Source organism: Kitasatospora sp. NPDC001527, assembly GCF_040298605.1.
In the GTDB taxonomy this organism is placed as follows: Bacteria; Actinomycetota; Actinomycetes; order Streptomycetales; family Streptomycetaceae; genus Kitasatospora.
This window is the reverse complement of sequence record NZ_JBEPAM010000050.1, coordinates 38,570-59,369: the sequence shown is the minus strand read 5'-3', so window position 1 is coordinate 59,369 and position 20,800 is coordinate 38,570. Positions and strand designations below refer to the sequence as shown.

15 protein-coding genes and 1 pseudogene are annotated in these 20,800 nt (G+C 73.0%); 6 read left to right on the top strand and 10 right to left on the bottom strand.

Going from position 1 to position 20,800, the window contains the following annotated elements; genetic code table 11:
- Positions 1-93 precede the first annotated feature (93 nt).
- From ABT238_RS32040 to ABT238_RS32000, 9 genes and pseudogenes are all read right to left on the bottom strand, one after another.
- Positions 94-972, bottom strand: a complete 879-nt coding sequence (locus ABT238_RS32040; RefSeq protein ID WP_502884341.1) for a CDP-alcohol phosphatidyltransferase family protein — start codon at positions 970-972, stop codon at positions 94-96.
- Complete coding sequence (locus ABT238_RS32035) at positions 959-1,651, bottom strand: phosphatidylserine decarboxylase (protein ID WP_030398303.1); 693 nt, start codon at positions 1,649-1,651, stop codon at positions 959-961. The genes ABT238_RS32040 and ABT238_RS32035 overlap by 14 nt, the downstream gene beginning before the upstream one ends.
- A 449-nt stretch (positions 1,652-2,100) precedes the next feature.
- Positions 2,101-3,309 (bottom strand): acyl-CoA dehydrogenase family protein, encoded by a 1,209-nt coding sequence (locus ABT238_RS32030; RefSeq protein ID WP_350569452.1) that lies wholly within the window; start codon positions 3,307-3,309, stop codon positions 2,101-2,103.
- Between the two features lie 160 nt (positions 3,310-3,469).
- Positions 3,470-3,973: a MaoC family dehydratase gene (locus ABT238_RS32025; protein WP_350569454.1), complete on the bottom strand. Its 504-nt coding sequence runs from the start codon at positions 3,971-3,973 to the stop codon at positions 3,470-3,472.
- Between the two features lie 36 nt (positions 3,974-4,009).
- Positions 4,010-5,017, bottom strand: a complete 1,008-nt coding sequence (locus ABT238_RS32020; RefSeq protein WP_350569456.1) for an HpcH/HpaI aldolase/citrate lyase family protein — start codon at positions 5,015-5,017, stop codon at positions 4,010-4,012.
- Between the two features lie 21 nt (positions 5,018-5,038).
- Entirely contained in the window at positions 5,039-7,066 is a 2,028-nt protein-coding gene (locus ABT238_RS32015; RefSeq protein ID WP_350569457.1) for an ethylmalonyl-CoA mutase, read from the bottom strand.
- 79 nt (positions 7,067-7,145) lie between these two features.
- A pseudogene (gene ccrA, locus ABT238_RS32010) lies at positions 7,146-8,480 on the bottom strand (crotonyl-CoA carboxylase/reductase); the annotation flags it as partial.
- A 361-nt stretch (positions 8,481-8,841) separates the two neighbouring features.
- Positions 8,842-9,747, bottom strand: a complete 906-nt coding sequence (locus ABT238_RS32005) for a TetR family transcriptional regulator (protein ID WP_350569458.1) — start codon at positions 9,745-9,747, stop codon at positions 8,842-8,844.
- Positions 9,748-9,926: 179 nt separating this feature from the next.
- The gene (locus tag ABT238_RS32000; RefSeq protein ID WP_350569459.1) at positions 9,927-11,702 is read right to left on the bottom strand and encodes a 3-hydroxyacyl-CoA dehydrogenase family protein; all 1,776 of its coding nucleotides are present in this window, start codon (positions 11,700-11,702) and stop codon (positions 9,927-9,929) included.
- Positions 11,703-12,212: 510 nt separating this feature from the next.
- On the opposite strand from ABT238_RS32000, the gene ABT238_RS31995 reads away from it, so the two are divergent.
- The 3 genes from ABT238_RS31995 (at position 12,213) to ABT238_RS31985 (ending at position 16,063) form a co-directional block, all read left to right on the top strand.
- Positions 12,213-13,673, top strand: a complete 1,461-nt coding sequence (locus tag ABT238_RS31995; protein ID WP_350802241.1) for a type I glutamate--ammonia ligase — start codon at positions 12,213-12,215, stop codon at positions 13,671-13,673.
- A 3-nt stretch (positions 13,674-13,676) separates the two neighbouring features.
- The gene (locus ABT238_RS31990; protein WP_350802240.1) at positions 13,677-14,270 is read left to right on the top strand and encodes a hypothetical protein; all 594 of its coding nucleotides are present in this window, start codon (positions 13,677-13,679) and stop codon (positions 14,268-14,270) included.
- Between the two features lie 302 nt (positions 14,271-14,572).
- Positions 14,573-16,063 carry a S8 family peptidase gene (locus ABT238_RS31985; RefSeq protein WP_350569465.1) on the top strand — a complete coding sequence of 497 codons (1,491 nt, stop codon included), beginning with the start codon at positions 14,573-14,575 and terminating at the stop codon, positions 16,061-16,063.
- Positions 16,064-16,142: 79 nt separating this feature from the next.
- Here the strand turns inward: ABT238_RS31985 and ABT238_RS31980 are convergent, their stop codons facing one another.
- A complete protein-coding gene (locus ABT238_RS31980) occupies positions 16,143-17,036 on the bottom strand; it encodes a HipA family kinase (RefSeq protein ID WP_350802239.1) in 894 nt (297 codons plus the stop codon).
- 129 nt (positions 17,037-17,165) lie between these two features.
- On the opposite strand from ABT238_RS31980, the gene ABT238_RS31975 reads away from it, so the two are divergent.
- From ABT238_RS31975 to ABT238_RS31965, 3 genes are all read left to right on the top strand, one after another.
- Positions 17,166-17,606 carry an SRPBCC family protein gene (locus tag ABT238_RS31975; protein ID WP_350569467.1) on the top strand — a complete coding sequence of 147 codons (441 nt, stop codon included), beginning with the start codon at positions 17,166-17,168 and terminating at the stop codon, positions 17,604-17,606.
- 176 nt (positions 17,607-17,782) lie between these two features.
- Positions 17,783-18,937, top strand: coding sequence for a glycosyltransferase (locus ABT238_RS31970; protein WP_350569468.1), 1,155 nt, complete (start codon positions 17,783-17,785; stop codon positions 18,935-18,937).
- Between the two features lie 334 nt (positions 18,938-19,271).
- A complete protein-coding gene (locus tag ABT238_RS31965; protein WP_350569470.1) occupies positions 19,272-20,795 on the top strand; it encodes an exopolysaccharide biosynthesis polyprenyl glycosylphosphotransferase in 1,524 nt (507 codons plus the stop codon).
- Positions 20,796-20,800: the final 5 nt, after the last annotated feature.

Sequence of the window (20,800 nt, the reverse complement as noted above, 5' to 3'; positions counted from 1 at the left end):
GGTCCCGCCCCCCCCCCGCGTGTGCGGGGGCAGGGGGTGGGCCCCGGCCCCCCGAGGGGAGCCGGGCCCTTCCGCATGCCCGCGCGAGGGGCGTCAGCCGATCCGCGACTCCGCGCGGCGCGCCCGGACGTCGCCGACCTTCTGCCCCACCTTGCGGCGGATGACCAGCAGCGGCGCCATCGCGGCGAGCGCGATCTGCGCGAACGCGCCGATGTGCAGCAGGTTGTCGCCGCCCGGCAGACCGGTCGCCCAGGCCGCCAGGCAGCCGATCGAGACGACGATCCAGCAGAGCGTGGCGGTGGCCAGCAGCCCCTGCGGCTTGGGGTACTCGATCCGGCTGACCATCAGGTACGCCGCGCCGAAGATGGCGAGCAGACCGGGCAGGAACGGCGGGTCGAGCAGCACGATCGCGATCACCGTCATGGCGCCCATCGGGCAGGGCATGCCCTGGAACACCCCGGGCCGCATCTTCACGGCGGAGAAGCGGGCGAGCCGCAGGACCACCGCGAGCAGCACGGTCAGCGCGATCAGCGCCGAGAGGCGGCTGTTGGAGCCCGGCGAGACCATGCCCCAGACCGCGACGAAGTAGGCCGGCGCGATGCCGAAGCTGATCAGGTCGGCCAGGTTGTCGAGCTCGGCCCCGAGCGCGGAGGAGCGCAGCTTGCGCGCCACCAGCCCGTCGAACAGGTCGCACATCGAGCCGATCAGCAGCAGCGTCACCGCGGTGGCGGCGCTGTGCTTGTCCGGCGCGGCGTCCGGGTTGGTGATGTGCGGGACGAGCACCCCGGTGGTGATCGAGTAGATCGCCAGGAAGCCGCAGACGGCGTTCCCCAGGGTCAGGAAGTCGGCGGTCGACAGGTGCTGCGGCGAGCGCGGCGCGCGAAGCTCGCGGTCGCGTGCCCAGCGGCGGCGGCGCAGGACCGCCTCCTCGTCGTCCAGGCCGACGATCGTCTCAGGATCAGTCACGGTCAAGGCGCGTCACCCCGGCGGTGGTCTTCTGGCCGACCTCGACGCCGACCTCGACGCCGGCCGGCAGGTAGGTGTCGACCCGGGACCCGAACCGGATCAGACCGATCCGCTCGCCCTGCTCGACCTTGGTACCGGCGTCCACGTACGGCACGATGCGGCGCGCCACGGCGCCCGCGATCTGCACCATCTCGATGTCGCCGAGCTCGGTGTCGAAGTGCCAGACGACCCGCTCGTTCTGGTCGCTGTCCTTGTTGAACGCGGGCACGAAGCCACCGGGCACGTGCTCGACGGAGGTCACGGTGCCGGGCAGCGGGGCCCGGTTCACGTGGACGTTGAGCGGGCTCATGAAGATCGCCACGCGGGTCCGGCCGTCCGGCCACGCGTCGATGCTCTGGACCACGCCGTCGGCGGGGGAGATCACTCTGCCCGTGCCGATCTCACGCTCGGGGTCGCGGAAGAACCACAGCATGCCGGCGCCGAGCGCGCAGGCGGGTACCGCAGCCAGGGCCCACTTGCCACTGCGCCGGGTGAGGGCGGTGGTCACGGCGGCCGTGGCGAGGGTGGGGACGAACCAGGGGGTGGCTCCGCGCGCGATGGTCACGCGGGGTCGCCGACCGGCCGTCGTGGCTGCGAGGGCATCGCGGTCCGTGACGGAGGTGTGAGGGGACGGGCTGATGGGCATCGAAGACCTTTGTCGCGGGGGATCATGGCCGCTGGACGGGGGCCACCGCGGGATCGGGTAATAGAGGGACGTCTGCTGTCCCGGTGGATGCTATCGGGAGCAGACGGTGGGTGGGCAACCCGCCTGCTCGTCATGTGACCTGCCGGAGACGCAGGTGCGTCCCCTTGCTACGACCGTAGCTCGCCCCGCTCCGGTTCCCAAGGGACCGGGCGAAGCTGGTGACTCTTGTCTCAACCATGCCCGAGTGGCCCATCGGGAGCTGCCCGTCGAGGGCGTGGAACCGGTAGGCCGAAGCGGCCGCAGGGCGCGTGACAGCAGCTGTACGCCCTGCGGCCGCTTCGGTGGGCCGTGCCCGACCCGGTGCGGACCAGGCACCCGGGTGGCGGGCACGGCACGGTGCCGGGACGGGCCCGCACGCCCGTCGACCGGCGGCTTCGGCGGCCCCGGGATCACTCCGCGATGCGGTACTCCTCCAGCAGCCGGCGCCCGACGATCATCTTCTGGATCTCCGCAGTACCTTCACCGATCAGCAGCATCGGGGCCTCCCGGTAGAGCCGCTCGATCTCGTACTCCTTGGAGAAGCCGTAGCCGCCGTGGATGCGGAAGGAGTCCTCGACGACCTCCTTGCAGTACTCGGAGGCCAGGTACTTGGCCATGCCCGCCTCCAGGTCGTTGCGCTCGCCGCCGTCCTTCTTGCGGGCCGCCATGACCATCATCTGGTGGGCGGCCTCGACCTTGGTGGCCATCTCGGCGAGCTTGAACTGGATCGCCTGGTGCTCGGCGATCCTCTTGCCGAAGGTGGTGCGCTGCTGGGCGTAGGCGATGCCCAGCTCGAAGGCCCGGCGGGCGACGCCGCAGCCGCGCGCGGCCACGTTGACCCGGCCGACCTCGACGCCGTCCATCATCTGGTAGAAGCCGCGGCCGGGCACGCCGCCGAGGATCCGGTTCGCCGGGACGCGGACGTCCTGGAGGACCAGCTCGGTGGTGTCGACGCCCTTGTAGCCCATCTTCTCGATCTTGCCGGGCACGGTGAGGCCCGGGACGGTCGGGTTCGGCCCGAAGCCCGGCGTCTTCTCGATCAGGAAGGTGGTCATGTTCTTGTAGGGGGTGGAGCCGCCCTCGTCGGTCTTGCAGAGCACCGCGACCAGGGTGGAGGTGCCGCCGTTGGTCAGCCACATCTTCTGGCCGTTGAGGACGTAGAACTCGCCGCCCTCCTCCTTGACGCCCTTGGTGCTGATCGCGGCGACGTCGGAGCCCAGACCCGGCTCGGACATCGAGAAGGCGCCGCGGATCTCGCCGGCGGCCATCTTCGGCAGGAAGTGGTCCTTCTGCTCCTGGGTGCCGTGCGCGTTGATCATGTGCGCCACGATGAAGTGGGTGTTGACGATGCCCGAGACGGACATCCAGCCGCGGGCGATCTCCTCCACCACCAGGGCGTAGGTGAGCAGCGACTCGCCGAGGCCGCCGTACTCCTCGGGGATGGTCAGGCCGAACAGGCCGAGCTGCTTCATGCCCTCGACGATCGCGGTCGGGTACTCGTCCTTGTGCTCCAGCTCGGTCGCGACCGGGATGATCTCCTTGTCGACGAACTCGCGCACGGTGGCGAGGATGTCCCGCTGGATCTCGGTGAGGCCGTCGGTCTGTGCGAGGCGTCCCATCGTGCGGCTCCTGTCATGCCTGGGGGAAAAGAGGAGAGGGGGGGAGAAGGAGTGGACGGGGGCTCCGCGGGCGTGGCTTCCGCGGAGCCCCCGTGAACCGGGTGGGGCTCGGCCGATGACGGCGGCCGGCCCGTCCGGGGCTCTGGGGGAGGAGCCGGGCTCAGCCGAGCGGGGCGGGGCGGCCGGGCTGCTCGCCGCCGCGCGCCTCGATGTAGGTCGCGGTCGGCACCATCACCTTGCGGCGGAAGACGCAGACGACCGTGCCGTCCTGCTTGTAGCCCTTGGTCTCGACGTACACGATGCCGCGGTCGTCCTTGGACTTGGACGGCCACTTGTCGAGCACGGTGGTCTCGCCGTAGATCGTGTCGCCGTGGAAGGTCGGCGCGACGTGCCGCAGCGACTCGATCTCCAGGTTGGCGATCGCCTTGCCGGAGACGTCCGGCACGGACATGCCGAGCAGCAGCGAGTAGACGTAGTTGCCCACCACCACGTTGCGGCCGAAGTCGGTGGTCCGCTCCGCGTAGTTGGTGTCCAGGTGGAGCGGGTGGTGGTTCATGGTGAGGAGGCAGAAGAGGTGGTCGTCGTACTCGGTGACCGTCTTGCCGGGCCAGTGCTTGTACACCGCGCCGACCTCGAACTCCTCGTAGGTGCGTCCGAACTGCATGTGGCTGGTTCCTCTGGGGTCTCGGGAGGGCGGTGCTCAGGCCTGCGGGGGCTCGAACTTGGAGGTGCGCTGCAGACCGGCGGCGCGGCCCTTGCCGGAGACGACCAGCGCCATCTTGCGGCTGGCCTCGTCGATCATCTCGTCGCCGAGCATCGCGGAGCCCTTGAAGCCGCCGGCCTCGGAGGTGCACCAGTCGTAGGCGTCGAGGATCAGCTCGGCGTGGTCGTAGTCCTCCTGGGAGGGCGAGAAGATCTCGTTGGCGGCGGCGACCTGGTCCGGGTGCAGCACCCACTTGCCGTCGAAGCCCAGCGCGGCGGCGCGGCCGGCCACCTCGCGGTAGCCCTCCTGGTTGCGGATCTGCAGGTAGGGGCCGTCGATCGCCTGGAGGTCGTTGGCGCGGGCGGCCATCAGGATGCGCATCAGGATGTAGTGGTAGGCGTCGGCCGGGTAGCCGGGCGGCTGCTCGCCGACCACCAGGGACTTCATGTTGATCGAGGCCATGAAGTCGGCCGGGCCGAAGATGACGGTCTCCAGCCGGGGCGAGGCCTGGGCGATCGCGTCGACGTTGATCAGGCCCTTGGCGTTCTCGATCTGCGCCTCGATGCCGATCCGGCCGACCTCGAAGCCCATGGTCTTCTCGATCTGGGTGAGCAGCAGGTCGAGCGCCTTGACCTGCTCGGCGTCCTGGACCTTGGGCAGCATGATGCAGTCGAGGTTCGGGCCGGCGCCCTCGACGACGGTGATCACGTCGCGGTAGGTCCAGTGGGTGGTCCAGTCGTTGACCCGCACGACGCGGGTCTTGCCGCCCCAGTCGCCGTTGTTCAGCGCGTCGACGATGCTGTGCCGGGCGCTCTCCTTCACCAGCGGGGCGCAGGCGTCCTCCAGGTCGAGGAAGACCTGGTCGGCGGGCAGGCCCTGGGCCTTCTCCAGGAAGCGCGGGTTGCTGCCGGGGACGGCGAGGCAGGAGCGGCGCGGGCGCAGGCGGTCGGGGGTCGCGGCGGAGCCGCTCGAAAGAAGGGTGGTGGCGGGCGACGGGTGGGACATGAGCGGGTGGTTCCTTCCGGGTCAGCTGGTCGTCGTGGCCGGGGCGGGCGTCCAGGGCTGGAGCCTGTTGGCCAGCCGGATCTCGTCCACGATCCGGCCGATGATGGTCGTGATGCCGAAGTCCTTCGGGGTGAACACGGCGGCGACGCCGGCGGCCCTGAGGACCTCGCCGTCCGCTGCCGGGATGATGCCACCCACGATCACCGGGACATCCTCCACCCCGGCCCGGCGCAGCCGGTGCAGCACGTCCGGGACCAGCTCGGAGTGCGCGCCGGAGAGGATCGACAGGCCCACGCAGTGGACGTCCTCGGCGACGGCGGCCGAGACGATCTGCTCGGGGGTGAGCCGGATGCCCTGGTAGACCACCTCGAACCCGGCGTCGCGGGCCCGGACGGCGATCTGCTCGGCGCCGTTGGAGTGCCCGTCCAGGCCGGGCTTGCCGACCAGCAGGCGCAGCTTGCCGGTGCCCAGCTCGGCGGCGGTCGCGGCGACGGCCTCGCGGACCGCGGCCAGCTCGCCGCCGGGCTCGGCCGCCACCGCGACCGGGGCGCCGCCGACGCCGGTGGGCGCGCGGTACTCGCCGAACACCTCGCGCAGGGCGAAGGCCCACTCGCCGGTGGTGACCCCGGCGCGGGCGCAGGCGAGGGTGGCCGGTACCAGGTTCGCGGTGGTCGCGGCGACGGCCTTGAGCTCCTCCAGGGCGCGCAGCGCGGCGGCCTCGTCGCGCTGCCCGCGCCAGGCCTCCAGGGCGTTCAGCACGGACTGCTCGGAGGCCGGGTCGACGACCATGATCGCGGTGTCGAGGTCGGCCGTGAGCGGGCTCTCCTCGGTGGTGTCGAAGCAGTTCACCCCGACGATCCGGTCCTCGCCGGACTCGATCCGGGCCCGGCGGGCGGCGTGCGAGGCGACCAGGTTGGACTTCAGGTAGCCGGACTCGACGGCCGGGATGACCCCGCCCATCCCCAGTACCTTGGCGATCTCGGCCTCGGCGCCGGCCAGCAGCTCGGCGGTCTTGGCCTCGACGACCTCGGAGCCGTTGAAGAGGTCCCCGTACTCCAGCAGGTCGGACTCGTAGGCGAGCACCTGCTGGATCCGCAGCGACCACTGCTGGTCCCAGGGGCGGGGCAGGCCGAGCGCCTCGTTCCAGGCGGGCAGCTGGACGGCGCGGGCGCGGGCGTCCTTGGAGAGGGTGACGGCGAGCATCTCCAGCACGATCCGCTGGACGTTGTTCTCCGGCTGCGCCTCGGTCAGGCCGAGCGAGTTGACCTGGACGCCGTAGCGGAACCGGCGCTGCCGGGGGTCCTCGATGCCGTACCGCTCGCGGGTGACCTTCTCCCAGAGCCGGCCGAAGGCCCGCATCTTGCACATCTCCTCGACGAACCGCACGCCGGCGTTGACGAAGAAGGAGATCCGGGCGACGACCTCGCCCATCCGCTCGGCCGGCACCTGGCCGGAGTCGCGGACGGCGTCCAGCACCTCGATCGCCGTGCACATCGCGTAGGCGATCTCCTGGACCGGGGTGGCCCCGGCCTCCTGGAGGTGGTAGCTGCAGATGTTGATCGGGTTCCACTTCGGGATGTTCCCGACCGTGTAGGCGATCATGTCGGTGATCAGGCGCACCGAGGGGCCGGGCGGGAAGACGTGCGTCCCGCGCGACAGGTACTCCTTGACGATGTCGTTCTGGGTGGTGCCGGTGAGCCTGGCGATGTCGGCGCCCTGCTCCTCGGCGACCACCTGGTAGAGCGCCAGCAGCCACATCGCGGTGGCGTTGATGGTCATGGAGGTGTTGGTCTGTTCGAGCGGGATGCCGTCGAACAGGGTCCGCATGTCGCCGACGTGGCCGACCGGCACGCCGACCCGGCCGACCTCGCCGCGGGCGAGGACGTGGTCGGAGTCGTAGCCGGTCTGGGTCGGCAGGTCGAACGCCACGGACAGGCCGGTCTGACCCTTGGCCAGGTTCCGCCGGTACAGCGCGTTGGAATCCTCGGCCGTGGAGTGCCCGGCGTAGGTGCGCATCAGCCAGGGGCGGTCGCGCTTCTGGTCGCTCATCGGATCGTCCTCAGATGTTCCGGCCGGGCTGGACGGTCCGCTCGTCGAGCTCACGGCTGTGCTGGACGGTCCGCTCGTCGAGCTCACGGAACAGGTTGATCGCCGGCAGGTGCTTGGCGCGCAGCTCGGCGTCGCGCACGCCCAGGCCCTCCTCGGGGGACAGGCAGAGCACGCCGACCTTGCCCTGGTGCTTGTTGTGGTGCACGTCCAGCGCGGCCTGGCCGGTCTGCTCCAGCGAGTACACCTTGGAGACGGTCGGGTGGATCTTGCCCTTGGCGATCAGCCGGTTGGCCTCCCAGGCCTCGCGGTAGTTGGCGAAGTGCGAGCCGACGATGCGCTTGAGCGACATCCACAGGTAGCGGTTGTCGTACTGGTGCATGTAGCCGGAGGTGGAGGCGCAGGTGACGATGGTGCCGCCCTTGCGGGTGACGTAGACGCTGGCGCCGAAGGTCTCCCGGCCGGGGTGCTCGAAGACGATGTCGACGTCCTCGCCGCCGGTCAGCTCGCGGATCCGCCCGCCGAACCGCTTCCACTCGCGCGGGTCCTGGTTCTGCTCGTCCTTCCAGAACCGGTAGCCCTCGGCGGAGCGGTCGATGATCGCCTCGGCGCCCATCGCCCGGCAGAGCTCGGCCTTCTGCGGGCTGGAGACGACGCAGATCGGGGTGGCGCCGCCGGCCAGCGCGTACTGGGTGGCGTAGGAGCCGAGGCCGCCGCTGGCGCCCCAGATCAGCACGTTGTCGCCCTGCTTCATGCCGGCGCCGTTGCGCGAGACCAGCTGGCGGTAGGCGGTGGAGTTGACCAGGCCGGGGGAGGCGGCCTCCTCCCAGGTCAGGTGGGCGGGCTTGGGCATCAGCTGGTTGGTCTTCACCAGGGCCAGCTGGGCCAGGCCGCCGAAGTTGGTCTCGAAGCCCCAGATCCGCTGCTCCGGGTCCATCATCGTGTCGTTGTGGCCGTCGGAGGACTCCAGCTCGACGGACAGGCAGTGCGCGACCACCTCGTCGCCGGGCTTCCAGGCGTTGACCCCGGCGCCGGTGCGCAGCACCACGCCGGCCAGGTCGGAGCCGACGACGTGGTACGGCAGGTCGTGGCGCCTGGTGAGCGGGGAGAGCCGGCCGTAGCGCTCCAGGAAGCCGAAGGTGGAGACCGGTTCGAAGATCGAGCTCCACACGGTGTTGTAGTTCACGGCGCTCGCCATGACGGCGACCAGGGCCTCCCCCGGGCCCAGTTCGGGCAGCGGGACCTCGTCGAGGTGGAGGGACTTGCGGGGGTCCTTGTCGCGGCTGTCGAGGCCGGCGAACATCTGCTCCTCGTCCTTGTGGAGCGTCACGGCCCGGTAGGACTCCGGCAGCTTCACGTTGGCGAAGTCCGCCGAGGTGCTGTCGGAGCTGAGGATCGCGTCGAGGATTTCCTTCATGGCTGCCTCCGAAGGCGTACCTGTGTCGAGGGCACAGGGCGTCTGGGGGAGCCGGGAGCGGACACCGGCTTCGCTGAACGGGGTGGTGGGTGGGCGGCTGGTGGGCCTGGCACTGCGGTGGGTCGCTCCCGGGGTTGGGGGAACGCCGGTACGACGGCGCGCCGAGGTGGGGAGCCGCGGCGCCGCGACTGGTGGGTAACAAGGTAGTGGCACCCTGTGCCACTCGTAAAGACACGGCGTGCCAGCAATTCCGGCCGGTTCCGGAGCCCGTGGCAGGGCCGTTCCGAGGTGACGAAAGGGCCCGTGCCGATCCCTCGGCACGGGCCCTCGAAACTGCGGTGACCTGCGAAAACGCCTGCGCTCAGGCCTGCTTGGCGCCCTCCAGGGCGGCCCGTACGGCCTCCACCACGACGTCCAGCGGAGCGTCCGTACGGGCGACTGTGATGAGCACCTCACCTCCGGGGGTGGCACTCAGTGCGCTCGCCGTCGCGGGCTCCCCGTCGGTCACACTGGCACCGGGTGCCACTACGGCACCGCGCCGCCGCGCCCCCGGCTCGCTGGACGCCCAGAAGGTCCGCCGGATCACCTCGAAGGAGTGGTCCAGCTGCGCCTCGACGTCGCCCCGCCCGCCGGCCCGCAGCCAGCGCCGCAGCACGTGGTTGTGGGCCGCGACCACGGCCGCCGCCGACACCTCGGCCAGCATCGAGTCGTCCTCGCCGGCCCGCTGCCAGCCCGAGGGGATCTCCCCGGCGGTGTCGAAGCGGCCCAGCAGGTAACGGGTGAACAGCCGCTCGTACCGGGCCACCACGGCGATCTCCCGCTCGCGCAGCGCGGGCACCTGACGGATCAACTGGTAGCGGGCCACCGAGACCCCGGGCGTGGAGGCGTACATCCGCAGCACCTCCTTGATGCCCCGGCAGACCACGTCCAGCGGGTGCTCCTCGGGCTCGGCGCTGGCCAGCAGGTCGGCCACCCGGACCAGGGTGTCGTCGTGGTCCGGGAAGATCGCCTCCTCCTTGGACCGGAAGTACCGGAAGAAGGTCCGCCGGGCCACCCCGGCGGCCGCCGCGATCTGGTCGACCGTGGTCTCCTCGTAGCCCTGCGAGGCGAACAGCTCCATGGCGGCGGTGGCCAGGTCCTGGCGCATCTGCTGGCGCTGCGCCGCCGCCCGGCGGCTGCCCGGGGCCCCGTCCTGGCCGGTCCCGGCCGGTCGGCCGTCGCGTGCCGGCGCGGATTGCTGCGGGGAGACTGACTGAACCCGATCCATGCCCGGAACGCTACACGTCCCCGGCGACGCGCCGGCGGGCCTGGCCCGGCGCACCGGGGCGACCGGGCCGCTCACCGCGGGTCTGGGCCAGTGCGCCGAGACCGCGCCCGGCCCCCAGCCGGCCCGCTCCTGGCGGAACGGCGGCCGGCCGGGCTGCCCCCCGTGGGGCGGCGGCGTGGTCACCGGCGCGCGTGGTCGCGGAAGCCGCGGCCGGTCTTGCGGCCCAGGCAGCCCGCCGCCACCAGGTGCTCCAGCAGCGGCGCCGCCGCCAGACCCGGCTCGCGGAACTCCTGGTGCAGCACCTGCTCGATGGTCAGCGAGACGTCCAGGCCGACCACGTCCAGCAGCTCGAACGGGCCCATCGGGTACCCGCAGCCGAGCTTCATCGCGGTGTCGATGTCGTCCACCGTCGCGTAGTGCTCCTGGAGCATCCGCACCGCGTCGTTCAGGTAGGGGAAGAGCAGCGCGTTGACGATGAACCCGGCCCGGTCCCCGCACTCCACCGGGTGCTTGCGCACCGAGGCGCACAGCTCCAGCACGGTCGCCGTGACGTCCGGCGCGGTCAGCACCGTGGAGACCACCTCGACCAGCCGCATCGCCGGCGCCGGGTTGAAGAAGTGCATGCCGATGACGTCCTGCGGCCGGGTGGTGGCCGAGGCGCAGCTGATCACCGGCAGCGAGGAGGTGGTGGTGGCCAGCACCGCGCCCGGCTTGACGATCGCGTCCAGGGCGGTGAACAGCTCGCGCTTGACCGCGAGGTCCTCGGCGACCGCCTCGACCACCAGGTCCACCTCGGCCAGCTCGCCGTACTGCCCGACCGGCGTGACCAGTGCCAGCGCGGCGTCCCGCTGCTCCCCGCTCAGCCGGCCCTTGGCCACCGAGCGCTCCAGGGACTTCGCCAGCCGCGCCTTGGCCCGCTCGGCCTTCTCCAGGCTGCGCGCGGCCAGCATGACCGGGTAGCCGGCCTTGGCGAACACCTCGACGATGCCGGTGGCCATGGTGCCCGAGCCGCAGACGCCGACGCTGCGCACCGGACGGCCGGGGGCCTCCGGCCGCGCCGGGCCGGTGACCGCGTCGACCGCCTTCGAGGAGCCGGGCGCCTCGTAGGTGTAGAAGCCGCGGCCGGTCTTGCGGCCCAGCAGCCCGGCCGCGACCAGCTGGCCGAGGATCGGCGCGGGCGCGTGCAGCCGGTCCCTGGACTGCTCGTACATCGCCTCCAGGACGGTGCGGGCGGTGTCCACGCCGATCAGGTCGAGCAGCGCCAGCGGGCCCATCGGCAGGCCGCAGCCGAGCCGCATCGCGGCGTCGATGTCCTCCCGGGTGGCGTACTTGGACTCGTACATCGCGGCGGCCTGGTTGAGGTACGCGAAGAGCAGGCCGTTGACCACGAAACCGGCCCGGTCGCCGGCCGCCACCGGCTCCTTGCCGAGGTCCCGGGCGAAGGCCGCGGCCTCCTCGGCCACCTGCGGGGCGGTGAGCACGGTGCGCACCACCTCGACCAGCTTCATGGTGTGCACGGGGTTGAAGAAGTGCAGGCCGAGCACCCGGTCGGGGCGGGCGGTGGCGGCGGCGATCCGGGTCACCGACAGCGCGGTGGTGCCGGTGGCGAGCACGGTCGAGGCCGGGCAGATCCGGTCCAGCTCGGCGAAGACCTCCCGCTTCAGCTCCAGCTGCTCGGGGACCTCCTCGATCACGAGGTCGGCCCCGGCGGCGGCGTCCAGCGCGTGGCCGACGGCGATCCGGGCGAGCAGCCCGGTCCGCTCCTCGGCGGTGAGCCGCCCGCGGGTCACCGCGTGCGCGGTCGCCTGCTCGATCCGGGCCAGCGCCCGGGCGGCCGAGGCGGCGTCGGCCTCGATGCCGATGACCCGGCGGCCGGTGCCGGCGACCGCGACCGCGACGCCGGCACCCATCGTGCCGAGGCCGACCACGGCCACCGTGGGGAAGGGACGCTCCATCAGTCCTGACTCCTTGTCATGGAAGGCCCGCGCGCGCTCCGGAGGGCGCGCCCCCGGAGGAGGGTCCGCGCGCGGGGCGGGGGGATGACGGTTGCGGCCACCGCGCAGCCGCCGGTCCGCTCCGGACATGCTGGGGGTGTGCCGTGGTACTCAGGCGCTCGCGTGAGGAAGCGGTTCTGAACACACGCTGAACTCGGAGGAGAGATGCCCCGGCCGCGGCCGCGATCCGCGGCACCGGCCGGTGAACGAAAGCACCGCCACACGCCGCCCGCTCCGCGCGAGTCCCGCGCGGCGGACGGCGCCCCCGTCGGTGCGGCTCCCGAAGCCCGACGGTGGTGCGTGCCGACACTGTAGCGAAGCTACTCGCCGGTAGGAAGGGGGCCGGGCGCTGTTTCTCCGCCGCTCACCGGCGGGCGATCACCCGCGCGGGGGACGGCGGTGGACGGACGTCCGTTCGGACCACCCGATAGGGGAGTTACGCGCCCCCACGGGGCGGGGGAGCATGGGGCCATGAGCACTGGAACCGTGGCCACGGACCGCCCCGAGCCCCCCTCCGGGTCCACCCCCTGGGCGGCCGGGCAGGCCGAGGGCGACGCCGTGCCGCCGCCCCGGGCCGACCGGGCCGAGCGCGGGGAGCGCGCCCAGGCGGCGGTCGACCGGCTGCGCACCGCCGGGGCCGAGGCCGTCGCCGTCACCTGGGTGGACAACGCCGGCATCGCCCGGGTCAAGGCCGTTCCGCTCGGCGGCCTGGTGCACGCCGCCCAGTGGGGGGTGGGCGCCGCCCCCTGCTTCGACGTCTTCCTCGCCGACGACACCATCGTCACCAGCCCGCTGATCGGCGGCCCCACCGGGGACCTGCGGCTCTACCCCGACGTCGAGCGGATCGTCCCGCTCGCCGCCCAGCCGGGCTGGGCCTGGGCGCCGGGCGACCGCTACACCCAGGGCGGCGCCCCGCACCCGGGCTGCCAGCGGCTCTTCGCCCGCCGGACGGTCGCGGCCGCCGCCGAGCGCGGGCTGGCGCTGAAGGCCGGCATCGAGATCGAGTGGGTGGTCGCGCTGGCGGGCCCGCCCCAGGAGGAGCCCCGCTACCCGACGGCGGGCCCGGCCTACGGCATGCAGCGGCTCACCGAGCTCTCCGACTACCTGCGCGACGTGCTCCGCGCCCTCACCGAGCAGGGCCTGACCGTGCTCCAGATCCACCCCGAGTACGCGGCCGGCCAGTTCGAGGTGTCGGTCGCCCCCGAGGGGCCGGTCGAGGCCGCCGACACCTCGGTGCTGATCCGGCACACCGTGCGGGCCGTCTCCGCCCGGCACGGCCTGCGGGTCTCCTTCGCCCCGGCGGTCGAGGCCGGCGGGGTCGGCAACGGCGGCCACCTCCACCTCAGCCTCTGGCGGGACGGCCACAACCTCGCCCACGGCGGCCCGGGCCCGCACGGCCTCACCGCCGAGGCCGAGGGCTTCCTCGCCGGGGTCCTCGGCGCGCTGCCCGAGCTGCTGGTGCTCGGCTGTTCCAGCCCGGCGAGCTATCTGCGGCTGGTCCCCTCGCACTGGGCCGGCGCCTACCAGTGCTGGGGCCTGGAGAACCGGGAGGCCGCGCTGCGCCTGGTCACCGGCTCCACCGGCGAGCGAGCCTCGGCCGCCAACGCCGAGATCAAGTGCTTCGACGCCACCGCCAACCCCTACCTGGCGGTCGGCGGGGTGCTCGCCGCCGGCCTCGCCGGGCTGGACCAACGCCTCGCGCTTCCGGCGGAGTTCACCGGCGACCCGGCGCAGGCCGCGCCCGGCACCGTCCCCCGGCTGCCCTCCGGCCCCGCCGGGGCGCTCGCCGCCTTCCGCCGCTCCGCGCTGCTGCGCGAGGCACTCGGCGAGCCGCTGCACGGCGCCGTGCTCGCCGTCCGCGAGGCCGAGCGCGAGCAGTACGCCGACGCCACCCCCGAGGAACTGGCCGCCGCCACCCGCTGGCGGTACTGACCGGTGCCGTCACCGGACGTCCCGGCGCTGGTCGACCACCACTGCCACGGCGTGCCGACGGCCGAGCTGTCCGACCAGGCGCCGGCGGGGCTGCTCACCGAGTCCGACCGTCCGCCCGCGCCGGGCGCCTCGCCGTTCGACGGCGCGTTGGGCCTGGCGGTCCGCCGCTGGTGCCCGCCCGCGCCCGGGCTGCCCGCGCACGCCCCGGCCGCGGAGTACCTCGCCCGGCGGCGCGAACTCGGCGCCCCGGAGGCCACCCGCCGGCTGCTGGCCGCCGCCGGCCCGGACACCTGTCTGGTGGCCCAGGCCTTCCCGCTGGGGTACACCGCCCCCGGTCTGACCACCTCCCACGTCGGCCCCCGCGCGGCGGCGGTGCGCGGGGAGATGCTGGAGCCGGTCCCGTTCGGCAAGTTGCCGTTCTCCACGGACGCCTACGGCCTGCCCGGGCCGTACCTGGTCGGCGCGGCCCGGTTCCGGCACGGCCCGGGCGCCCTGCCGGACGGCTGGCGCGCCGACGGCGCGTGCGCCGCGGCCGACGCCGAGCGGCCGGCCCGCCGGGTGGCGGCGGACAACGCCCGCCGACTGTACGCGCTCTGACCGTCCGCCGCCGCCGCTTGGCGACGATCCGCCACTGGCCGCTTCCGGCCGCCCCGGACTCCTGTTCCCCCCTCGGTCGCGCTGACTAGGGTGTGGCTCCCGACGCGGTGTGCTCCCGCGGTCGTCCGATCGCCCGGCCCTGCCCAGGAAGAGCGGAGTCATACCTTCCGTGGGTGGACCATTTGTGACGATTAGATGACTACCTCTTGCGGATTGCAACACTTGTTCACTAGCGTCCCGATCATTCCAAGTGCACCTGCCAACCGCAGCTGCTGCATGACGACTCGGGAGGGCCAACCCCTATGAGTGTTCCTCGGATCAGCCGGACCCGGTACGCGGCAGTGGGCCTCGTGCTCGCCACCGCCGGCGCCCTCGCGCTGCCGTCCGGCACCGCCGTCGCGGCCTCCGGGTCGGAGCCGACGACCGGTCCGCTGCTCAGCTACGTCGTCAACACCAAGGCCAACCACGGCCAGGTGCAGAAGGTCGAGAAGGCGATCACGACCCTCGGCGGCACCGTCGTGTACTCCTACGAGCAGATCGGCGTGGTGATCGCCCGCTCGAACGACACCAGGTTCGCCGCCAAGCTGCGGCAGGCCAAGGGCGTCGAGTCGGTCGGTGCCAGCCGGACCAAGGGCATCACCGCCTCCGAGGACCGGGTCGCCGAGGTCGCCGCGGCCCCGACCGGTACCGCCGCCGCCGGCGAGGAGCCCCTGTGGGCCAACCAGTGGGACATGCGTCAGATCGGCGTGGACAAGGCCCACAAGCTGTCCCTGGGCAGTGACAAGGTCACCGTCGGCGTGCTGGACTCCGGCATCGACGGCACCCACGAGGACCTCGCCGCCAACATCGACGCCTCGCAGTCGGTCTCCTGCATCGACGGCGGCAAGCCGAACACCGCCTGGGAGGCCTGGCAGCCGGGCGTCGACGGTGACCACGGCACCCACGTGGCCGGCAGCATCGCCGCCGCCAAGAACGGCAAGGGCATCGAGGGCATCGCCCCGAACGTCAAGCTCGCCGCGGTGAAGGTCGTCGACGACGGCGGCTTCATCTACCCGGAGTACGCGATCTGCGGCTTCGTCTGGGCCGGTGAGCACAAGTTCAAGATCACGAACAACAGCTACTTCGTCGACCCGTGGATGTTCAACTGCCAGAACGACGCGGACCAGGCGGCGATCACCACCGCCGTCCGCCGCGCCGTCGAGTTCTCGCAGCGCAAGGGCGTCCTCAACGTGGCCGCGGCCGGCAACGAGAACATCGACCTGGCCCACAAGACCAAGGACGTCGCCAGCCCGGACGACACCACCCCCGGTGAGCGCCCGATCACCCAGGACTGCCTGAACCTGCCGACCGAGCTGGACGGCGTCGTCGTGGTCTCCTCGGTGGGCGTCAACGGCGAGAAGGCGTACTACTCCAGCTACGGCAAGAACAAGGTCACCGTGGCCGCCCCCGGTGGCGACCGCCGTTACCAGCTCCCGAACACCCCGGACCAGAACGGCCGCGTGCTGTCCACCATCCCGGGCGGCAAGTACGGCTACATGCAGGGCACTTCGATGGCCTCGCCGCACGCCGCCGGCGTGCTCGCCCTGCTCGCCAGCACCCACCCGTGGGCCAACGCGGACGAGCTCACCGAGCTGCTGACCAACCAGGCCGAGTCGCACGGCTGCCCGACCGCCCCGTACAACCCGGGCGGCGCCGGCGAGTGGACCGCCACCTGCGAGGGCGGCGTGGACGACAACGGCTTCTACGGCGCGGGCATCATCAACGCCGAGAAGGCCGCCCAGTGGTGGCGGTGAGCCACGGCTGACCGGCTGACACCCTGAGCCGCCGAACGGGGGCGGGACGTCGAGTCCCGCCCCCGTTCGCGTGCCCGGATCACTCGAAGTGGTGCTCCCGGACCGTCTCCACCGACGGCTTGCCGTGCAGGTCCGGCACCTCCCGCAGCCAGGCCGGCCGCCCCGCCCTGGTCCGCGCCGCCCGCCGCCGTTCCGCCTCGCGCAGCTGCTCCGGGGTGGAGAACCCCTCCGGCAGCCACTCGGCGGAGAGCACCGCCCGCGCCGCCAGGTGGTTCACATAGGCCCGGCGCAGTTCCCCGACCGAGCCGAATCCCGGCTCGTCGGCCAGCCAGGCGTCCGGTACCAGCGCCAGTACCTCCTCCAGCAGCCCGACGGTGACCAGCGGCCCGAGCTCCTCGTCGGCCAGCGCGACGTCCGGGCGGTACCCGCCGAGGGCGTGCGCGCTGAGGTCGTACCGCTTGCCGACGGACGCCTCGGCGGCGGACCAGCGGTGGTGGAAGACCAGTGCGGCGCCGTTGTCGATCAGCCACAGCTTCCGGTGCCAGACCATGAGGTTGGGGTTGTGCACCGTCCGGTCGACGTTCCCGGTGAGCGCGTCCAGCCAGACCACCCGGCCGGCCTCGACCGGGTCGACCTCGATCATGCCGGGCCGGAAGTCGCGGGCGCCGGGCAGCAGGTCCATGCCGAGGTTGAGCCCGCGGCTGGCCCGCAGGATCTCCTGGATCTCGGGGTCCGGCTCGCCGTCGGCGACCGCCGGGTCGAAGTCGACCAGCCGCAGCTCGGGCACCGGCAGGCCGAGCCGCCGGGCCAGCTCGCCGACGATCACCTCCGCCACCAGCGCCTTGCGGCCCTGGGCGGCTCCGCTGAACTTCACCACGTAGGTGCCCAGGTCGTCGGTCTCCACCACACCGGGCACGGAACCGCCGGCCCGCAGCGGGTCGACGTAGCGCACTGCTGTCACCTGTTCGAGCACATCCGCCACCCTAACGTCCGCTCCGCCGGGGAGGGCGCCGCCCGCCGTCCGGGGTCCGCTGTGATTGGCTTGCCGGTACCACCCGGACGACAATCCGGCGCCGGACGACCGTACAAGGAGAGCACGACCATGGGACAGGTGCAGGCCACCACCGAGCGGGTCTACGACGCGGCCCCCGAGCGGGTGTACGAGGCCCTGGCCGACTACCAGGTGACCCGCCCCAAGCTGCTGCCCGAGCAGTACAGCGAGTACGAGGTCCGGGTCGGCGGCGCCGGGGCCGGCACCCAGGTGCACTGGAAGCTGCAGGCCACCGAGAAGCGGATCCGCGACTGCCTGTTCACCGTCTCGGCGCCGCGCCCGGACCAGCTGGTGGAGAAGGACGCCAACTCCAGCATGGTGATCACCTGGACCGTCGCGGCGGCCGGCGAGGGCCGGACGAAGGTCACCGTCACGGCCACCTGGCAGGGCGCGACCGGTATCGGCGGCTTCTTCGAGCGCACCTTCGCGCCCAAGGGCCTGAACCGGATCCACGACCAGGTGCTCGCCAACCTGGCCGCCGAGGTCCGCTGAGCCCCGCTGGACCACCGGGTTCCGGTCTTTCGGACCTCACCCTCGACTCGTCCAGGAATTCGACGAGTTCGTCCACCCGTACGAGCGGCGTGCCGTACGGGTGGACGCCCCGCCACCTGCGGGTGACGACGGCCACCGGGCGCCGCGCGGCCAGCCTAGGCTCGCCGCTTGTGCATATGACGATCCTTCACATCTCGCAGCCCGTCGACGGCGGAGTGGCCCGCGTCGTGGTCGATCTGGTCCGCGGTCAGCGCGAGGCCGGCCACCGGGTGCTGGTCGCCTGTCCGCCCGGCGGCCGGCTCGCCGAGGAGGCCGCCGCCGTCGGCGCGCTGGTCCAGGAGTGGCCGGCCCGGCGCTCGCCCGGCCCGGCCACCGCCGCCGAGGTCTGGCGGCTGCGCCGGATCGTCCGGGCCGCCGGGCCCGACGTGCTCCATCTGCACAGCGCCAAGGCCGGACTGGCCGGCCGGCTGGCCGTGCGCGGCGCGGTGCCGACCGTCTTCCAGCCGCACGCCTGGTCCTTCGCCGCCGTGGACGGCGCGCTCGCCGCCGCCACCCTGCGCTGGGAGCGGTACGCGACCCGCTGGGCGCACCGGCTGCTCTGCGTCTCCGTCCAGGAGCGGGCCGACGGCGTCGCCGCCGGGCTGCACGCCGACTGGGCGGTGGTGCCCAACGGCGTGGACGTGCGCCACTACGCGCCCGCCGACCGCCGGGCCGCCCGGATCGCGCTCGGCCTGGAGCCGGCCGCCCCGCTCGCGGTCTGCGTGGGCCGGCTCTGCCGCCAGAAGGGGCAGGACGTGCTGCTCGCCGCCTGGCCCGAGGTGCGGCGCCGGGTGCCGGCGGCCCGGCTGGCGCTGGTCGGCGGCGGCCCGGAGGAGGCCCGGCTGGCCGCCGTGGTCCGGGAGGGCGCCGAGCCGTCCCGGGTCCGGCTGGTCGGCGATGTCGCGGACCCGCGGCCCTGGCTGGCCGCGGCTGATCTGGTGGTGCTGCCCTCGCGCTGGGAGGGCATGGCGCTGGCCCCGCTGGAGGCGATGGCCTCCGGCCGGCCGGTGCTGCTGACCGACGTGCCCGGGGCCCGCGAGTGCCTGCCGCCGTCCGAACGCGCCGGCGCCCTGGTGCCTTCCGAGGACGTCTCCGCGCTCATCACCCGAATGGCCGAAGCGCTGTCCGATCCGATCGAATGCGAGCGACGCGGTGCCCGGCTGCGCGAGCACGCCGCGGCCCGTCATGACGTTCGATCGGTCGTCGAACAGGTCGACGCGCTCTACCGGGATCTGCTGGGCGCCGGGCCGGTGCCCGGACGGCGCCGGGCCCGTGTCCCGCAGCGGATCTGATCGTTTCACATGCCGTGAATGCCCCGCCGTTCAGGCGCCGACGTATTCGCACCCTCCACCGGTTGTGGGTGGGGGGCTAAATCCGAAATACCTATTAATGGGCGGCTGGAATGAAACGGCAAGTCAACTTCCAGCATTCAACCAGGTTTTCGGTAACGTCTGAGTTTGCCTGCTTCGTTTCGATTTCGCGCCGGGAATTCGCGGGAAAACCGAATGCCGTCAGCGGCAGCAGGAGCTGTCAGGACCGCACTCACCGGGCCGGGACGGCCGCCCCGGGCCAACCGGTGCCGGACCGCCGTCACCCCGGGCACACAGCAGGGGAGTTCGTCCGCCGATGACCATTGACCACGACAGCGTGCCACGGCCGGGCCGGCCCCTGTCCGGAGCGCCCCGCCCCGCCACCGGGCTGCTCGACCGCCCGACGCGGTCCGCCCAGACCCGCACCGCCCCGCCGCCCCGCCGGCACCGCCGCCCGGTCCGCACCCGGCTCGCACTGCCCGTCGCCCTGGTCGCCGTCGACGCGCTCGCCCTGTGCACCGCCACCGGTACCGCCAACCGCGCCCTCGACCCGGCCGTGCGGGTCGCACCGCTGCTCGGTGTCGCCGCCCTGCTGCCCCTGCTGGTCCTGCTCAACCTGGCCGGCGGCCTCTACCGCACCCGGCTCACCCTCTCCGTGCTCGACGAACTGCCCGCCCTCACCGCGCGGGCCGTCGTCGCCACCGCCTTCGCGATCAGCCTCGCCGGCTGCCTGGAGGGCCGCTGGCCCGACTCGGGCCCGGCCACCCCGGCCCGGCTCACCGTCCTGCTCGGCACCCAGCTGGTGCTCGCCGTCCTCGGCCGCGCCCTCCTCTACCACCTGGTGCGCCGGATCCGCCGCAGCCGCCCCAGCCCGGTCCTGGTGCTCGGCGCCGGCCGGCTCGGCCGCCGGGTCGCCGCCGCCCTCAGCGAGCGCGGCGAGTACGGGATGCGCCCGGTCGGCTTCCTCGACGCCGACCCGCCGCTGCTCGCCGGCGACACCGACCTGCCGGTGCTCGGCGGTCGCGAGGTCCTGGAACGCGAGATCCGCCGCCACCGCGTCCACCACGTGGTGGCCACCGCCGGCGCCGCCGACGAGGCCGAGACCGCCGCCACCCTCCGCGACGCCGCCCGGCTCGGCTGCCAGGTCTGGCTGGTGCCCGCGCTGCGCGAGTACGGCTCGCTCGCCGCCGGACGACTGGCCGGCGCCGACCACCTCTGGGGCTTCCCCTGCCTGCGGGTCGGCCGCGCCGCGACGCGCCGTCCCGGCTGGGCCGCCAAGCGGGCCCTGGACGTGACCGCCGCCGCGATCGGCCTGCTGCTGCTCGCGCCCGTCCTCGCCCTGTGCGCGCTCGCCGTCCGCTTCGACACCGGCCCCGGCGTGCTCTTCCGCCAGCAGCGCACCGGGCTCGACGGCCGGGTCTTCACCGTCCTCAAGTTCCGCACCCTGCGGCCGAGCAACGAGCACGAGTCCGCCACCCGCTGGAACATCTCCCAGGACCACCGGATGGGCGCCGTCGGCCGGCTGATGCGCCGCAGCTCCCTCGACGAGCTCCCGCAGCTGTGGAACGTGCTGCGCGGCGACATGAGCCTGGTCGGCCCGCGCCCCGAACGCCCCTACTTCGTCATGCGGTTCAGCCAGGCCTACCCCGAGTACGCGGACCGCCACCGCGTCCCGGTCGGCCTCACCGGCCTTGCCCAGGTCAACGGCCTGCGCGGGGACACCTCGATCGAGGACCGGGCCCGCTTCGACAACCGCTACATCGAGAGCTGGAGCCTCTGGCAGGACGTCAAGATCCTGTGCCGCACCGCGGCCCTCATGCTCCACCCGGACGGGAGCTGATCAAC

Coding starts and splice junctions, on each gene's coding strand:
- ABT238_RS32035 (WP_030398303.1), bottom strand. CDS start 1,651: ATGCCCATCAGCCCGTCCCCTCACACCTCCGTCACGGACCGCGATGCC.
- ABT238_RS32030 (WP_350569452.1), bottom strand. CDS start 3,309: ATGGGACGCCTCGCACAGACCGACGGCCTCACCGAGATCCAGCGGGAC.
- ABT238_RS32025 (WP_350569454.1), bottom strand. CDS start 3,973: ATGCAGTTCGGACGCACCTACGAGGAGTTCGAGGTCGGCGCGGTGTAC.
- ABT238_RS32020 (WP_350569456.1), bottom strand. CDS start 5,017: ATGTCCCACCCGTCGCCCGCCACCACCCTTCTTTCGAGCGGCTCCGCC.
- ABT238_RS32015 (WP_350569457.1), bottom strand. CDS start 7,066: ATGAGCGACCAGAAGCGCGACCGCCCCTGGCTGATGCGCACCTACGCC.
- ABT238_RS32005 (WP_350569458.1), bottom strand. CDS start 9,747: ATGGATCGGGTTCAGTCAGTCTCCCCGCAGCAATCCGCGCCGGCACGC.
- ABT238_RS32000 (WP_350569459.1), bottom strand. CDS start 11,702: ATGGAGCGTCCCTTCCCCACGGTGGCCGTGGTCGGCCTCGGCACGATG.
- ABT238_RS31995 (WP_350802241.1), top strand. CDS start 12,213: ATGAGCACTGGAACCGTGGCCACGGACCGCCCCGAGCCCCCCTCCGGG.
- ABT238_RS31985 (WP_350569465.1), top strand. CDS start 14,573: ATGAGTGTTCCTCGGATCAGCCGGACCCGGTACGCGGCAGTGGGCCTC.
- ABT238_RS31975 (WP_350569467.1), top strand. CDS start 17,166: ATGGGACAGGTGCAGGCCACCACCGAGCGGGTCTACGACGCGGCCCCC.
- ABT238_RS31970 (WP_350569468.1), top strand. CDS start 17,783: ATGACGATCCTTCACATCTCGCAGCCCGTCGACGGCGGAGTGGCCCGC.
- ABT238_RS31965 (WP_350569470.1), top strand. CDS start 19,272: ATGACCATTGACCACGACAGCGTGCCACGGCCGGGCCGGCCCCTGTCC.